Below are 16966 nucleotides of genomic sequence, written 5' to 3'. Positions count from 1 at the left end.
TAAATATATTTCAAAAAAAATAATCAAATCACACATGGTTTTTCACCATAAGTCATTTGACTATTTTCTTATATCCTACTAAAATTACGAATTAGAATTTATTTTAAATCTAGATTTCGTTTTCTTGTTAAAGCTTCTAAAAAATAATAATCTCCATATACTATAGGCTCATCTATTTCATCATTTTTAGGCCAATTTCCTGTACTATGATCTAGAATAAATGGTCCGTTAACTGTATCTTTTAAAAGGTAGGCTTCAGAATTTAATGTATTTAAAACCCGTGTTGCAAAATCAAGATAAGTTTTGTTATTTGTGTACGTATATAATTCAAACAATGCCGATGTTACTATAGCCGCCGCCGAAGCATCTCGTGGTGCATCCGGAATCGCTGGATCGTTAAAATCCCAATATGGCACCCCATCTTTAGGAAGATTTTCATGTTCCATATAAAATTGTGTTGTAGCTTCTACTTGCGTCAAATACTTCGGGTCTTTAGTATATCTATAGCACATAGTATAGCCATAAATAGCCCAACCTTGGCCACGTGCCCATGTGGAGTTTCTATCGAATCCTTGGTGCGTTTCTTTTGTTTTTACAACTCCAGAAATGGTATCGTAATTAATCACATGAAACACGCTGTGGTCTGGTCTAAACTGATGTTTTAAAGTTGTATTTGCATGTTGCACTGCAATATTATGATATATACTATCACCCGAAATTTTTGTGGCTTCAAATAACAATTCTAAATTCATCATGTTGTCGATAATCACTGGAAAATCCCAAACATCTTTATTGAAATCCCAAGAACGAATAGATTTTACAGAATCATTATAGCGTGTAATAAGTGTCTTAGCACTTTCTACAATAACATCTTTGTAATATTGATTATCTGGATCTTGTTTTAAACCTTCTCCAAAACTGCAATATACTTTAAAACCCATATCGTGAGTTTTGTCATTCTCTTTTTGATCTTCCATTAAAACGGTCCAAGCCTGAGCTTTCGCTTTATAGATACTATCTCCTGTAAGCTCATGGATTAACCACAAATTCCCTGGAAAAAATCCGCTCGTCCAATCTTTAGATGGCACCGTATGGACCTCTTCTGGATTAAGCGACATACTTCTAGGAAAATTATTGGCTCCTACAGGATAATCTACCAATTTTTGAAATCTATGTTCTAAAGCCGGATTAAAACTCTCCGCGACTTGTTCTTCACTGATTTTAGCATCAGACTTGCATCCCGTGTTAAGGAAAGCAAGTGCTAATACTAAAAATAAATAATACATTCTATTCATAAACTATTGAATTTCATATTTCCAATATAGCGTTAAAAACTTCTTATATTTTTTTTTAATAAGTGTACTATAAAGCTGCAATTGACTTTTCTTTCATAACTTTTTACCACAGCATTGGAATGGTGTTAAAAGAAAATAAGTCAGTTTTGAATTTAAGGAAAAATTTTAAGAACTCCTACTTTATGGTGTTTAGGCTTTTTGTTATTTACGACATAAATTCACAGTAGCAATCCTTCAAATATTGAATTATAAAGCGCTAACATTTAATAGACTCAATATTTTATATTAAGTTTATATCTTAAAAAATAGAATCAAAAAATAAATACAATGAGTACAATTTACGAAAGTCGTTATGCATCTAGTCCGCATACGGTAAAAAAATATGACACTCAAGAATTAAGAGATGAATTCCTGATTGACAACTTAATGCAAGCCGATAAAATTAATTTAACCTATACGCATTACGATCGTTATATCGCAGGTTCTGCTGTTCCTGCGTCAGGACCATTGACTTTAGAGACTATTGATCCTTTAAAAGCGTCTACCTTTTTAGAGCGAAGAGAATTAGGAATAATTAACGTTGGTGGAAACGGAACTGTAACCGTAGATGGCACTGTGTATAACATGGGCTTAAAAGATGCATTGTACGTAGGAATGGGCATTAAAGATGTGGTTTTTGCAAGTGAAGATGCTAACAATCCTGCAAAATTTTATTTAAACTCTGCTCCTGCACACACCAATTATCCAACCAAAAAAGTAAGTAAAGCAGACGCTAATAAAATTGAATTAGGGTCTCTAGAAACTGCAAATCACCGTACCGTAAATCAAATGATTATTGGTGGTATTGTTACTTCTTGTCAGTTACAAATGGGAATGACAGAACTTAAAACAGGAAGCGTTTGGAACACGATGCCGGCGCACGTTCACGATCGTAGAATGGAAGTATATTATTATTTAGATATTCCTCAAGATCAAGCGGTTTGTCACTTTATGGGACAACCACAAGAAACACGTCATATTTGGATGCAAAACGATCAAGCTGTTATTTCTCCACCATGGTCTATTCACTCAGGCTCTGGGACATCAAATTACACATTTATTTGGGGTATGGCCGGAGAGAATTTAGATTATAACGATATGGATGTTGCTAAAATAACAGAATTAAGATAAAAATATGAGCGTAGAATTATTTAATGTAAAGGGCAAAGTTGCCTTAGTTACAGGAAGCACCCACGGTTTAGGTATGGCTATGGCCAGAGGTTTAGGTTTAGCCGGAGCGACAATTATTGTTAACGGAAATTCATCGCAAGAAAAGATTGACGCCGCGCTTAAAATTTATAAAAGTGAAGGTATAAACGCTTTTGGTTATAAATTTAATGTCACTGTTGAAGCCGATGTTATTGAAGCCGTTTCTAAAATTGAAACTGAAGTTGGTCCGATTGATATTTTAATTAACAATGCCGGTATTATTAAACGTACGCCTTTATTAGACATGGAAGTAGCCGATTTTAAAGAGGTTATCGATATTGATTTAGTGAGTCCGTTTATCGTGTCTAAGCATGTCGTTAAAAACATGGTAATACGTAACCAAGGAAAAGTGATTAACATTTGCTCGATGATGAGTGAATTAGGCCGAAACAATGTAGGCGCGTATGCCGCTGCGAAAGGCGGACTAAAAATGTTAACACAGAATATGGCTACAGAATGGGCGAAATATAACATTCAGGTGAATGGGATTGGGCCAGGATATTTTGCTACTTCTCAAACAGAACCCATTCGTGTAGACGGGCATCCGTTTAACGATTTTATAATAAATAGAACACCAGCAGCTAAATGGGGAGACCCGGACGATTTAGCTGGAGCAGCTATATTTTTAAGTTCGAAGGCTAGCGATTTTGTTAACGGACACGTATTATATGTCGATGGTGGAATTTTAGCAACCATCGGGAAACCTGCGAACGAAAATTAACAGAATATGCAACCTTATTTCTTTAAGTTTTTACTCGATTTTCGAGTTGCAATAGTAACCTAAGAAAATGACTTAAAGTAATATGTAGTTCAGGTTTACAATATAAAAAGAAGCTCAAAATTCAGTGGAATTTTGAGCTTCTTTATTTCTGGAAAGTATTTGTTTTTTTTGGAATATATGACATTTAAAAAGCTGGTTAAAGTATAACTAATATCAATATATTTATATAACCTTTAATTCTATTACCAATTTAAATAAATTACCTAAAACAATAAAACCTCGTAAATCTAAAGATTCCCAAGGTTTTTATTATTCATAAGCTATCTAATTTTACATAACATTTAAAATTAGTGATATTATTTAATCAGTACTCTAAATGCAGAGGCTGGTAAATCTGCTTTATTAAACAAATTTGCGTATTCCATCTGCTCTGCCCAACCGTAGCGTAAAATGAATGGTTTTTGAAGATCTTTAATATTAAAAACCAAGCTGTTTTTTTCAATTACGGGTGTAATCGTATAAGGATCTTTATGATTCCCATTAGATTTAAACTCAACAATTTCAAATCCTTTAGGAGCGCCTTTTGTGTATAATCCAGATTCAGCGAAATCGAAATTCACATATAAGGAATCTCCTTCAATACGGGTATCCTTAAATAAAGGCCCTGAAACTATTATATTATTGAAGTTATAGCTTTTGGCTAAAGCCCAATTGGCTAAACGCTCACCGACAGGTTTTTTGTTGGTTGGGTGAATATCGTCCATATTACCAACATCCATAGTTACCACCATTCCTGTATTATCTACCTCTTTATACACTTTTAACTGAGCTTCCATAATGTTAGAAACGTCTTCGATGCTACCTTTAAAAGGCGCTATCTGAACAAAATAAAAGGGTAAATCCTTATCCCAAGCTGTTCTCCAACTACTAATCATAGAACTAAATAAATACGCATACTCGTCATGCCATTTTCTATTGGTTTCCCCCTGATACCAAAGCACACCTTTAACCGCAAACTTTGTTAATGGATGTATAAGACCATTGTATAATCCACTCGGTGCCCTGTGAGGTCTAGCTTTTATAAATATAGATTTAGGCATTTCTGGTTTGTTTGAAATAATCCCCCGCTCCTTAGCATCCAACTGCGCATAATAACCAATGGAATCTACAGTAAAATTAGCTTCCCATTCCTTGTAACGCTCTAAGGCAACATCTAATTTAGGATCATTTTTAAGCACGTTATGTGGCGTCCAATTATCTGCCGCAGTACCTCCCCAAGCGACTTCAATAATACCTACAGGCACATTCATCTCCTTTTGTAATTTGGATGCAAAATAGATTCCTATCGCTGTATATTTTTTTGCCTTCTCAGGACTTACTGCTGTCCATTCGGAACCTGGAATATCTAACAATGGAGTATCACTAACCTGACGATTTACATCCAAATATCTTATATTAGAATAATTAGCCTTATTTACTGCCTCTCGCCCATATAAGCTAGACCCTAAACTAAACACCATATTAGATTGTCCAGAACACACCCAGACTTCGCCTAATAAAATATCCTTTATATGGATTGTTTCACGAGATGATTTTATTTTTAACGTATAAGGCCCTCCAGCCTTATCCGTTAAAATTTCTGCTTTCCAAATACTATCTTGACCTGTTTTTACGCTGACTTTTTCTTTAGCCCAAGAGTTAGATATGGTAACGGTTTCTCCTGGCTCTGCCCATCCCCAAATCGGCACTTGACTTTGCTGTTGCAAAACCATATGGTCTGAAAATATTGCAGGTAATTGTAATTGCGCACTAACTACTGAGGTCACAAGAAACAAAAAACTAAAACAAAAGATTGCTATAGACTTCATATTACCAATAGTTTATCTAATAATTAATTTTTTATTAAAAATTTGACCGTTTACAACACACCTTACTACATACAGTCCTGCATTTAAATTTAAAGCTTGTAAATCAAACTCCATGGAATTTGCAGTTTTTATACTGTCTGTTATATTTAAATTAATAACTCTTCCTTGTAAATCTATAATTTGAACGGACGTTGAGCTAGATACCGTTAAACGCGCAGGAAAAGTTAATTTCATACTACTTTTTGCTGGATTGGGACTTATAATTACCTCTCCTGTTTTTTCCGAAATATCGTCAATAGAAAGCATATTACCTGTTGTTCCTGTTTCTCCAATAACCACAAAAGAAACATTATCTGAAACTGCTGTGTCTAACAAGCACATGGCAGAATTACTAATTAATTCCGATTGTCCATCTTCCTGTTCTGTATATAGTAAAGCTTCGTAACCTTCTTCCAATTGTAATGAACGTATTGCATTGTCATAAATACCTCGTTGTTCCAAATCTTGTAAAGTATAAATTCCTGTATTTAAATTAACTTTATAACCTTCAAAATCACATTGAGAATATACCGAAGCCACACCAGAGCTAATCTTATAAACGTTTTCTAATATTTCATCGGCATACAATCCACCTAAAATACGCTGACTAAACGTATCGAAATGCGGATCTTCTAAATCTCCGTTTATTGGAGCTAAATCGTCTGATTTAACAAAACTTGCCTGGTTAATATCGTTAGAAATATTGCTAATTACAGTATTAAGAGGCACTGAAGCGGCTCTCCATTGATTAATTTCTCCTGCTACAAAAAATGCATTCTCTCCCAAATCTGCTCTTAAGTCAGCAACCAATTGTTTCAATTTCTGCATATAAGTACTACTAGAATTCTGATTAGATTCGCCTTGGTGCCAAATAATTCCTTTAAACAAACCATCTTTTTTAGCTTCTAATAAACGTGCTACAGCCTCTTCATATAAATCTAAATCGTCTGCTCCACTATAGCCCTTTTCCCATAATTCAATTTTTGTACCGCCTCTTGCGTTAACAACCAGTCCAATACCTCTATTAGTATAAGCTGCTAATTTTCTAGCAAATGTATATCCTGGATTCAACTTCTGATATTCAAGATCTTTTCTAACTGTTGAATATTTATTTAATGGTGCTTTTGCATTTTCCCACGCAGTACCATCAAATAGGTAAGCATTCTCTAAAGGCACTTCGTCTAGAGCTTCTATTTCGCCACGACCTGCCATATTTGACTGGCCAATTAGTAAGTAAACATCAAATTGATCTTTAGAAAATCCGCCAGGCGTATTCGCACTACTTGCATTGCTAAATTGCTGTACCCCCCTATCGATAGCTCCCGAAGCAGGTATTGCATTTCCAAAATAATCTGCAGAAACATTTCCTGGTATTTCCATTCCAGAACCAATTGCAGGCGAATTTGATTTTAACTTATATCCTTCTGGTCCTGCGTTAACAGCAACAAATAAAGGATCTACAGATAAAGTATTATCTCCATTGGGCACTGTGATCCCTGAACCTACTTTATAAAATAAATTATTGGAGAACGTATTTCCTGAACTTGCACTTACGTTATAACTATGATTATCACCCTCTAAGTAATAAATGTTATTGTAATAATTTGTATTCGCTGGTTTTCGTCTCCATTGTTTATGAAACATTAAATCAACGCCTTCTTGTTCTGCCGATAAATAAATAACATTATTATGAAACGTAGTGTTCGTAATTTCTCCTGATAACTTAAACACAAATTTCTCTCCGTTTTCGCGCGCTACTAAACCATCACGTTCAATAACATTATATCTAAAAATAGTATTATCGTTAAAGGAACTTTCAAATCCGCCTCCCGTAGCTAACATACCATAAGCATTGTCATGCACGTAGTTATATTGTAGAATTGTGTTTTTAGTTCTGAAATCACTATCTAATCCTCCTGCATCTTCATCTTCTATATTTCCTTTAGTAAAACTGGCTTCATTATACTGAAACACGGCTCCATCTGTATTAAAATTAAAGGCCGCATTTCCTGAACCTTTTATTGCAGATTGATAAAATAAGTTATACTCGATTAAAGGATCTTTTGCATTTCTTAAAATCAATGCATTGGCACCAGATCTTTCAAAAACGTTATTTCTCACCACAAAATTTAACGTTGGTGTCCAGTTCCCTGAATCTGTAAAAGTTCTGTCGTCCCATGTACTAACGTTAGACATTCCAGTTCTATCTACGTCGTAAATATGACATCCTTCAACTAAAAAATCATTGTAATACGTTGGCACTAATGTTCCGGTTATTTCCATATAAATTCCACCATTGTTCTTATCGTCGTTATTCCCATTGATTCCATGAATATCTAAATTAACCAAATGAATATGATTAACTTCTCCCTGATCCTGCGCATTAATTCTAACGCCTACCTTGTTAGTATTAGGTGTTTCATCGTATCCTGGTAAGGGGTGATCGTACCAGTCTGTAATATTTTTAGCTTCCCATGACTCCATAGAAATTCCGCCTTCTTCGGAAGGATTATAATTAGTTATTTCTAGATTTCTCAACTCAACATATGCATTACCATTTAAATGAATAGTTTCCGAGCCTCCTGCACCATTAATTATAGGCTTACTTCCTTCTCCATAACTGGCTACGATAATTGGATTCCCCGATTCTCCAGAGCCATTTAACTTTAAAGTTCCCGTCCAAGATTGTCCTTTTTTAAATAAAATTCGTGTTCCAGCCCCAAAAGTTAATTCATTTATTTTTTCTAAACTTTTCCATGCTGTATCCGTACTATTTCCATTATTAGTATCGTTACCGTCAATATGGTCTACATAAAACACGCCGCTAATAGGCGTATTTTCATCTGAAATATTGGTTGGTTCTTCTAGTAATTCTAATACAGGATGAAATTCGATATGATCTTTAGAATTAAAAGTAATACCATTATTCGCGCCATCAAGATCTAAAACACTTAAAGATAAAATCCCATCATTTCCTTGTTCTTCTAATTTGGAAATTACATGAGAAGAGATATCCCATTCGTAATATTTATCTAAGTCACTCGGTAAAATTTTAGTTGTTCTTAAAGGACTAGTGTTTGTAATTGTTGGGTATGTATTCCAAGTAACAGTGGTTTCGTCCCAACTATTTTCTACGGCTAATACAGATACATTTATGTCCGGAGTATCATTATTTGTACCCACAACATATAATTTTAATCTTGCCGTACCTACAGAACTAATTTCATTAGGATCTATTTGATTTAAATCAAATTTTAAAAGTCCTTTCTTCACATAACTATTATTAGAAGAACCTCCTTTTACTTGAATATCTGTATCTGCTCCATAATTAGTATCAGCATTTGTACCTCCAATTACCATCGCATCATCGATAGCCACTAAAGCCTGATAATTTTCTATTTCACTACTAATATATAATTGTGGTTTGTTGGCATTTGAAGATTCCTTTGTATAAAAACGTGCTAATTTATTATCTCCATTGGCATCGGATAAGCTTAAAGACACGCTTGTTTTTCCGTTTGCGATAGCATCTTGAACAACTTTAGTAATTTGCCATTCGACATATGCATCTAAAGTTACTTTTTGACTTCGAATAGCTATTAATTCTGCAACGGGCTTATTATCCCAAGTCAACGTGTTTTCGCTCCAGTTTTCATCGGCATTGAACACGCTAATCTCCATATCTGTGCTCTGTGTATTATAACAAAACAATCTTAATTTTGCAGTTCCAACATCGGCTAAACTAAGATTAGAAATATCGAATTTTATGAATCCAGATCGCGTAAAAGCACTTGTAGATCCTGTTTTAATCCACATTTGTTCGGGTTCCGTATTATTTAATATTTCCGAAGACTTTCCGCCATCGGCGTAGGTATCGTCCGTCGGACTCAAAGTTTGAATATTTTGGGCAAATAGTCCAGTGCCCATTGTTACTAAGAACAATAGAAAGGTGTAAAATTTCATCATTTTTGGTTTTAATTAGTTTATTTGTACGCTTTTGAAAACACAATAGAACAGGCTTTAAATTGGACCCAATTCTATTGTGTTTACTATTTTTTTATCTGATTATGACCTAACACACACGTCATCTAATATTTAAAAAATTATTCTAACTGCAACTCAGTACCTAGAGCTCATGATTTCCCTATCCTAATGCTCTGTTTGGAGTCAAAAAACGATAGCTTTTGTACATAAGAATTTCTCAATAACGAACTGTCAGTACTATGACTTACTACGTCCTTAAAAGCAGTGATTGATTCTTTATAGCTTTATTATACTATAAAACTTTTCGTAATTGAATGGTGTTTAACACAGGACTACCTTTAATTTTTTCAAAGTCTATACTAATCCCTGTTCCTTTGGAAACCATGATTTCGTATTTTTTTGAAACGGCACGTTCTGCCCCATACTCCGCTGTAAGATTCAGGTGTTTTTCGACATAATCACCATTAATTAGTACATTAAACACACGGTCGGATACATTTTCTGAAACTTTGTCGTTTCCTAGATTATACACTAATTTTTCATGTTCTTTATCCGATATCAGTTCTGCCCAGCCTAAAGACACTATGTATTTTCCGTCAGGTACATCTAATTTAAATGATGTAATATCTACACGCTGGGTTTGATAAATAGGATCGTTTTCAGAATCAATTATATCTAAATCTGAACTTGGTAAACTACCATATTTAGTTTTTGGTCTAAATGGAACTCCACCAATGTAACCCCAGCTTCCTTTTTTATACGCTTGCTCCGGAATCCACACTTGGTTCTTCACTTTATCTTCGTAAATACGGTTAGACCCTAAAAGCACATTTAAATTATAAATCTCCGATTTAAAATCTGAAAATTGGTTTGGTGTTAATCTAAAATCAACCTCCAACATATCAGTGTACGTTTTAGAATTAATAACTGTAGTGGCTAAAAAGATATTTTTTCCGTTGGTAAAGGGCACAGAAAATCTTGCAATATTATTCTCTACTTTAGCGTCGTAAACCATATCGTTATGAAGTAATTTAACTTGGTCTCCATTACTATAGACGGTTATAGGCTGTGTATTGGTTTGTGTTCCTGCATCGGCTACACCACCACGTATTTTCCATTTATTCTGACCAAATTTGATTATTGGATCTTTAGTAAGAAACGTTTTATACAACCACCAAGTATCTTTTTTCTCACGATCTAAAGTGGTTATACCCTTTAAATTTGTTCTTGGCAAAGCGTAACCTCTAGACTCCGAATAAAAATCGTTTAAATTCCATATGGTTGCTCCAGCAATAAATGAACGCGATTTTAGAGCTTCTAAATAATGTTCATGGAACATATTTCCATATTCAACAGTATAATCGAAGCGTTCTGGTTTAAAAGAATGTAATCGCGGGTGCACATCTGCTCCATATTCTGTGATAAGCAATCCTTGTTTTGGAAATAATTGATGTAATTCGTCCAGAGTTGAATCAAAACTAGCTAAACTTCCGCCGTACCAGCCTTGGTATAAATTCCAACCAAGTAACATGGGTACACTTGTTATCCCTGAATCTTTATATCGGTCTATAGCACCATGATTTACAATCATAGTGTATCGATTAGAATCTAATGCTCTTATTTTAGTTTCTATTTTAGACGCAAGTTCTGTGACATTTTTTGCATAAACCTCGTAGCGTTCTTTTTCAGTTTTCTGATTAAAAGGTAATCTTAAGAGCACCTCATTCATATACGCCCAAATAACAAGTGACGGATGATTATAATTTTGCTTCACCATTTCCTCCGCCATATAAAGACAGTTATTGGTAAACGCTTCGGACTCAGTTATGGCATTAACAATAGGAATTTCTATAGAGGTTAAAATACCTAAACGATCACACATTTCTAAAACGGTTGGATCTTGTGGATAATGAGAAATACGTAAAAAATTACCACCCATTTCTTTTAACAAACGCACATCGCTAACATGCATCTCGTCGGATAATGCATTTCCCTTTTTTAAATAATCTTGATGTCTATTAGTCCCTATTAATTTTAGATACTCTCCATTAAGAAAGAATCCTTTATCCGGATCGAATTTATACCAGCGAAGTCCTAAAGGTTCTATAGATTCGTCTATAATACTTCCGGTTTTAACATCTTTAATTTGAGAAATAACGCTATATAAATATGGAGAATCTGGCGACCATAACTCAGGGTTTTTAATAGAAAACGATTCTTTAAATGCTTTGTTTTTTTCCTTTTTACTAAGCTTAACTTTGTTATTCGCGGTTAAAATAGTTTCACCTTTCTTGTTTACTATTCTACTTACAACATGAACGGTTTTATTCTGATTGGCATCGTTATTTAAGATATACTCTATGTCAATTTTTGCTTCGTCTTTAGAAACTTCTGGAGTATTGATGTAAACCCCTGACGAACTATAATCGTCCATTGAAAAATGCACCGTGTTAAGTTTAACAAGAAATACATCGCGATAAATACCTCCGAAGAATGTGAAATCTGCCGATAAAGGAGCAATGGCTACGTTATGTGAATTATCTACTTTTACTGTAATTGTATTTTCTTGATCGTATTTTAAAAATGACGTAATATCGAAATGAAATCTGGTATAACCACCCTTGTGTTGCCCAACCAACTGACTATTAACATACACATCGGCCACTTGATTAACACCTTCAAAATAAATTAAAGTTTTGAACTCGTTTTGTTCTTCTTCTATAAAGACATTTTTCTGGTACCACCCTACACCTCTATAATAGCCTGGTGTATCGTCGGTAACATCTATATTATTCCATGTATGAGGAATATTAACAGTTTCCCAATTGGCATCATTTAGCTCTGGAACGATTTCTGAATTTGCATTTTTAGAAGCTTCTAAATCGCCTTTATAGAACTTCCATCCATTATTAATAGTAAAAGTTTGCCTTGATTGAGATAACACACTAAATGCAATTAATAGTGTGAAAAGTGTAATATAAATTTGCTTTTTCATTTTTTAATATTGACATGTTAATCCTTAATTTTCAAACGCTCCTCTGTCTGGATTTCCCTGAATTGGGTTTCCTAAAAAGTCTTTCATGGGGTGACCTTCTATTTTTATTCCGTTATTTATTTCTGGAGATTCATCTTTTAGTAAAAATCTCAAATACGATTTCCAGTTAGATTTGGAAGGCAGATCACTTTTAAACAGCGGGTTCTTTTTACTTTTTTCAGAATCCTTTGGTTCTTCTTTAATATCTCCGTAAAAAGTATTTGCCTTAAAAATAGTGTTGGTACTTTTTCCTAAATCAAACCAATTGTCTTCGCCTAAAGAGTAAAATACATTGTTTGTGTATGTGGTAGAGTCGGGAAAACCGCCCCAACTTTTATGATACACTAGTTGTACTGTATCCTGTCCTTCTCCAGCAAAAAAAACATTATTATAAATATGTGTATTTGTTGTCGTTCCAGAATTTCTAACGATATGGTGATTGTTGTTTTCGAAGATGTTATATCTAATAATGGTACCATCGTTAAAACTTGTTTTGCTCCCTCCATCGCAACAAATAAGTATACCGCCATGTCCATTATTATGACTGTAATTATATTGAATAATGGTGTTTTTGCAATTCCAATCGCTATCAAAACCACCCGCATCTACATCAGGTTTATGGTCCCAACTATCGGCTTCGGTATTGTAATATGTGTAAGACGCTTCGTTATATTGAAACAAAGCATCGTCGCAATTAAATGGGAAAGATGCATTACCACTACCTTTTATACCGTTATTTGTAAAGACACAATGTTCGACCAAAGGCGCGTTGGCTACTCGCACTATTAAAGCGTTGGCTCCTGCTCTCTCAAATTTATTATTTCTAAAAACTACATCTTCGCTAGGATACCAGTTATGAATTCGTCCGTTTTCTAATTTATCGCCCCAACTACTTGTTAACGATCTACGGTCCCAAACAGATCGATTAGACCAACCTGTTCTATCTACATTATGGATGTAACACCCTTCAACATATAGACCGTCAAAATTGGATTTCACCTGTTTAGAAACGTCTTTATCCCTTGTTATATCTACAAAAACACCTCCGTTATCTTTGGTGCTCATATCTCCGTTAACATGACAAATTTCCAGATTAATTAATTGAATATCATGAAGCGTTCCGATATCTCTTCCTTCAATATAAATACCCATTTTAGGAGCATATACATAAGTTACATTGTTTTTTAAAGGATATTCTCTAGGCTTTTCTGAAAGCGCATGATTTTTAATTTTTAAATCTCGAATTTCAATATATTCTTGATTAAACAAACGAATGGTATAAGACAATTCTTCGTTATTAGAAATTGCACCTTGAGCATCTAAAACAGGCGCAGGACCAGAACCGTAAGCCCCAATAACTATGCGTTTATTTTTAGCACCACTTCCCTTTGGAACAAAATTGCCAATCCATTGTCCTCCTCTTCTAAAAAGAATAGAATCGTTAGGTTTTAAACCTATTTGATTAACTCGCTCAATACTTTTAATAGGCGTAGTTTTGCTTGTCCCATTATTAGTGTCATTTCCTATAACATCATCTACATAATAAGTGTTTTGAGCCAAGCCATATTGAACGCTCAACAGGAGCAACACAGCACATATTTTTATTGTTTTAAATGTCATTTTTTATTTTTTTGAAATTAGCTTAACCATTTCTTCGGCATATCTCTTTCCTAAAACACGCTGACTTTCACTATCAAAATGGGTATTATCAATCGTTTTTGTATTTTCAGTAGTAACTACCCCTGTATTTTCAACTTGTTTTGGTAGCTCTAAAATCATGGTATTAAATTTTACTCGCTGTGGTTTATCTGCCGATAATTGACCCGCAACAAATGGTAAATTAGGAGCATTTAAATCTCTTCGTAAAGCTTCAATTAACGCTTTTATTTTTGGCATATATTTATCGTATTTACCCACGTTTGCTTCACCTTGATGCCATATAATTCCTTTTAAAATGCCATATTTCATTGCTTTTTTTGCTTGATTTACCGCCTCATTATAAAGGGTATCCCCTGGCTCCCACTCTTCAATAGAGGTACCGCCTTTAGCATTTACAATTAGTCCAATTTGCTTACCTGAAGATATCTTTGCCATTTCTTTTGCAAAACCATAACTAGGACTTAACTTTTGCATCTTCATGCTTTTTCTTACCATAGAGTACTTATTTAAAGGATTGGCGGCTTTTTCCCAAGGCTTATCTTCATTTCCTGTATATAGAAATACGTTGTCTAGGCTATCTTTATCTTGAGCCTCAACTGTTGCTCTTCCTGCCATATTGGACTGACCAATACAGAGATAAAGTTCCATAGACTGTTGCCTAGTATCGATAACTTGCTTTGCTTTACAACCTACTAAACTGCTTACTGCGATTAAGAAAATTAGAATATGGATGCGTTTCATTTTAATTGTATTTTTTATTGTATGATTATAAAATCTGTTTTAATTATTTACTTTAAAGTCCTAATACCTCAAGTTGATAAGTGCCCTCTGGAATAGTAACTCTAACCCAATTTGATCCTGAACTACCAATTGGGATATGTTTCCCGTCTAATGTTATGGATGAAATATCTGGCGCATAGAACGTAACTTGAGTACCTGGAGAAATAATCTTTCCGCTAAACATCTTACTTTCATTTCCCGTTTTCATATATAATGTAATTTGAGCATCAGACTTAAAACCTGATTGAATGGCTTGTTCTGATTTAAATAAATTACCCTTTACGAAATATGAAACCAATTGCTCTGAGTTTTTTCTATAAAAAATATTTTCTCCATTAAATATTTCCAAACCATAATGTTCGGTAGAACTTCCATTAGAGGTCAAAGCCACATCTACAATCTGTTCTTGGGTGATTTCGCTCCCTGTATAATTTCCAGTAGCAATTCGTGTTAATCCTCCTACTTTATGAGTTTTATCACCTGGAAACAAAACAGTAAGTATACTCGCTTGCTTATTGGTTGTATTATAATTAGCATACATATAATCTGATGCAAAACCATATCCTGATCGGGCCTGATTTGCAGTCTTCTTTAGTTCTACAGAAGCTGGAGGTGTACCTAAGAACGTTGTTAGGGTAACTTCGTTTTTAGAAAATAATCGCGGTCCTGTTTTACCTTCTTCTATTTTTATTTCGGAAAAGTACTTGGTATCGCTTTCCATTGTATTCAACACCGCAGAATTAGGATGCCAAATCACATTAACATGATCTTCTGCTGTATCTGAAGTTACATGATCCATTACCACATAATAGCCGTTAACACCATGCGAAGGTTGTACAAAAACAATATCTCTAAAATGAGTTCCTGCTATTGCTTCCGAACTAGAGCCTCTAAAATATTCTATATCTTGTCCAACCAAGCCTTCAATAATGCCATCACCCGCTTTGGATGTGTGTTTTTTCCCGCCTATCATTAAGGTATTAGAAGATTCTGAATTTGAATGTATAAAATCGAAGGTCGCGGTTACACCATCTATAGTAACATCGTTATCTGGCCCATCGTAACCAGAATTACGTAATAAAATCTCGCCGTATCCAGCCATGGCTATAGCATTGGTTTCATAGCCCGTATGATACTCTGTATTTCCTTTTAAATTCTGCACACTCAAATACAGTGCATCTTTAGATTGCTCGTTCGAAATCAAAGCTGCATAATTTTCAAACAAACGACTTGGCGCCAATACAGCATCTTTAGTACTAAATTCTATCGGATTATTTTTTGCTGCAGTTCCGGCCATTATTAAATAATTAGACAAGTGTCCTTTTAATATTCCCTTAGAAACCTCAGCCCCTTCGCGTAGCACCCACATGGCATAATTATAAGCCTCTGTAGAATATCTGGATGCCGAAACAATCTGAGGAGATAGTATAATGTTGTCATCCTCAATGTCCCACGGCTTTTGCACTTCGGTATCGCGAGAATCGCCATATAATAAAATCCGTCCAAAAGGAGCTACTGCATAGCCGTACATAAACTCTTTTAGTCCAACAAGTCCTGGATTGGTATAATAGTCGTTATACCCCATATATTCCATAATATCTGGAGTAGTATTTTTAACAGTACGTTCTATAGAATTCCAGCGTTGTACACAGTAACCATTACCAGCTGGCGACACACCGTCGTTAGGCATATAATGCTCTGACAGTCCGATATCGAATTCCTTTTTTGCTTCAATAAAGTTTACATGATCTCCTATATATTTGTAATACAACATTCTCATGGCCCAACCATGCGGATCCCATTTTCCTATGACTAAGGCCATCGATTTTTCTTCTAACCAGCCTTCGTATTTAGAGCGTACCGTTTCATCTAAATCATAGCGTATAACATCGAGCGCTAAAAGCGCATAAAATAATTCATGTGAGCGTACAGAAGATGAAGCGGCACCGTTACCAATTTCCATAGTTCGGATTCTGGTTTCGAATTTATTTTTAATCCCATTAATGTATTTAGTCTTATTTACGGGATCTAATATATATGCAAGAGCATTGGCTCCCATAACATCACGCGTTTCACCATCGCCTTGGTTTGCAATAGAAATAGCACTCATTTTCATAGCACCAAACATCTTGGATGTGTTTGCAAGTGTTCTCCAATACGAATAATCTGTAGTATCTATAATGTTTCCTGAAACACCTTTTAAAGGCACTAATATGAAACAAAATAGTACTATTAAAACTAATTTGAATTGACTATTAGTTATGTTCATAGGGTTACATTTATAGTATTTATTAAACTTTTTTTTATCTAATCTAAGCTGTAATTGAGCATTTAAAAT

Annotated in this window: 9 protein-coding genes; 2 read left to right on the top strand and 7 right to left on the bottom strand. The window is 34.6% G+C overall.

Features of this window, described 5'->3' with window-relative positions; genetic code table 11:
- Window positions 1–98: 98 nt before the first annotated feature.
- Window positions 99–1295, bottom strand: a complete 1197-nt coding sequence (locus AC0UBM_RS00565; protein ID WP_475687228.1) for a glycoside hydrolase family 88 protein — start codon at window positions 1293–1295, stop codon at window positions 99–101.
- 327 nt (window positions 1296–1622) lie between these two features.
- Here AC0UBM_RS00565 and kduI point away from each other — a divergent pair, with 327 nt between their 5' ends.
- Window positions 1623–2465 carry a 5-dehydro-4-deoxy-D-glucuronate isomerase gene (kduI, locus tag AC0UBM_RS00560; RefSeq protein ID WP_475687227.1) on the top strand — a complete coding sequence of 281 codons (843 nt, stop codon included), beginning with the start codon at window positions 1623–1625 and terminating at the stop codon, window positions 2463–2465.
- A gap of 4 nt (window positions 2466–2469) precedes the next feature.
- Window positions 2470–3264, top strand: a complete 795-nt coding sequence (locus tag AC0UBM_RS00555; protein ID WP_475687226.1) for a gluconate 5-dehydrogenase — start codon at window positions 2470–2472, stop codon at window positions 3262–3264.
- Between the two features lie 356 nt (window positions 3265–3620).
- On the opposite strand, the gene AC0UBM_RS00550 is transcribed toward AC0UBM_RS00555, so the two are convergent.
- The 6 genes from AC0UBM_RS00550 to AC0UBM_RS00525 form a co-directional block, all read right to left on the bottom strand.
- Window positions 3621–5132 (bottom strand): sialate O-acetylesterase, encoded by a 1512-nt coding sequence (locus tag AC0UBM_RS00550; protein WP_475687225.1) that lies wholly within the window; start codon window positions 5130–5132, stop codon window positions 3621–3623.
- Between the two features lie 12 nt (window positions 5133–5144).
- The gene (locus AC0UBM_RS00545) at window positions 5145–9137 is read right to left on the bottom strand and encodes a CBM96 family carbohydrate-binding protein (protein WP_475687224.1); all 3993 of its coding nucleotides are present in this window, start codon (window positions 9135–9137) and stop codon (window positions 5145–5147) included.
- A gap of 310 nt (window positions 9138–9447) precedes the next feature.
- Window positions 9448–12150: a glycoside hydrolase family 2 TIM barrel-domain containing protein gene (locus AC0UBM_RS00540; RefSeq protein WP_475687223.1), complete on the bottom strand. Its 2703-nt coding sequence runs from the start codon at window positions 12148–12150 to the stop codon at window positions 9448–9450.
- Window positions 12151–12174: 24 nt separating this feature from the next.
- Window positions 12175–13809 (bottom strand): right-handed parallel beta-helix repeat-containing protein, encoded by a 1635-nt coding sequence (locus AC0UBM_RS00535; protein ID WP_475687222.1) that lies wholly within the window; start codon window positions 13807–13809, stop codon window positions 12175–12177.
- 3 nt (window positions 13810–13812) lie between these two features.
- Window positions 13813–14589, bottom strand: coding sequence for a sialate O-acetylesterase (locus AC0UBM_RS00530; protein WP_475687221.1), 777 nt, complete (start codon window positions 14587–14589; stop codon window positions 13813–13815).
- Window positions 14590–14641: 52 nt separating this feature from the next.
- Window positions 14642–16897 (bottom strand): hypothetical protein, encoded by a 2256-nt coding sequence (locus tag AC0UBM_RS00525; protein WP_475687220.1) that lies wholly within the window; start codon window positions 16895–16897, stop codon window positions 14642–14644.
- Window positions 16898–16966: the final 69 nt, after the last annotated feature.

The organism is Formosa sp. F44 (genome assembly GCF_056238645.1).
Note: the sequence above shows the minus strand (reverse complement) of the source record. Positions and strands in the feature narration are given on the sequence as shown.

Excerpts from the sequence above, each read along its gene's own strand:
- kduI (WP_475687227.1), top strand. The coding sequence starts at position 1,623 with ATGAGTACAATTTACGAAAGTCGTTATGCATCTAGTCCGCATACGGTA.
- AC0UBM_RS00530 (WP_475687221.1), bottom strand. The coding sequence starts at position 14,589 with ATGAAACGCATCCATATTCTAATTTTCTTAATCGCAGTAAGCAGTTTA.
- AC0UBM_RS00535 (WP_475687222.1), bottom strand. The coding sequence starts at position 13,809 with ATGACATTTAAAACAATAAAAATATGTGCTGTGTTGCTCCTGTTGAGC.
- AC0UBM_RS00555 (WP_475687226.1), top strand. The coding sequence starts at position 2,470 with ATGAGCGTAGAATTATTTAATGTAAAGGGCAAAGTTGCCTTAGTTACA.
- AC0UBM_RS00545 (WP_475687224.1), bottom strand. The coding sequence starts at position 9,137 with ATGATGAAATTTTACACCTTTCTATTGTTCTTAGTAACAATGGGCACT.
- AC0UBM_RS00550 (WP_475687225.1), bottom strand. The coding sequence starts at position 5,132 with ATGAAGTCTATAGCAATCTTTTGTTTTAGTTTTTTGTTTCTTGTGACC.
- AC0UBM_RS00565 (WP_475687228.1), bottom strand. The coding sequence starts at position 1,295 with ATGAATAGAATGTATTATTTATTTTTAGTATTAGCACTTGCTTTCCTT.
- AC0UBM_RS00540 (WP_475687223.1), bottom strand. The coding sequence starts at position 12,150 with ATGAAAAAGCAAATTTATATTACACTTTTCACACTATTAATTGCATTT.
- AC0UBM_RS00525 (WP_475687220.1), bottom strand. The coding sequence starts at position 16,897 with ATGAACATAACTAATAGTCAATTCAAATTAGTTTTAATAGTACTATTT.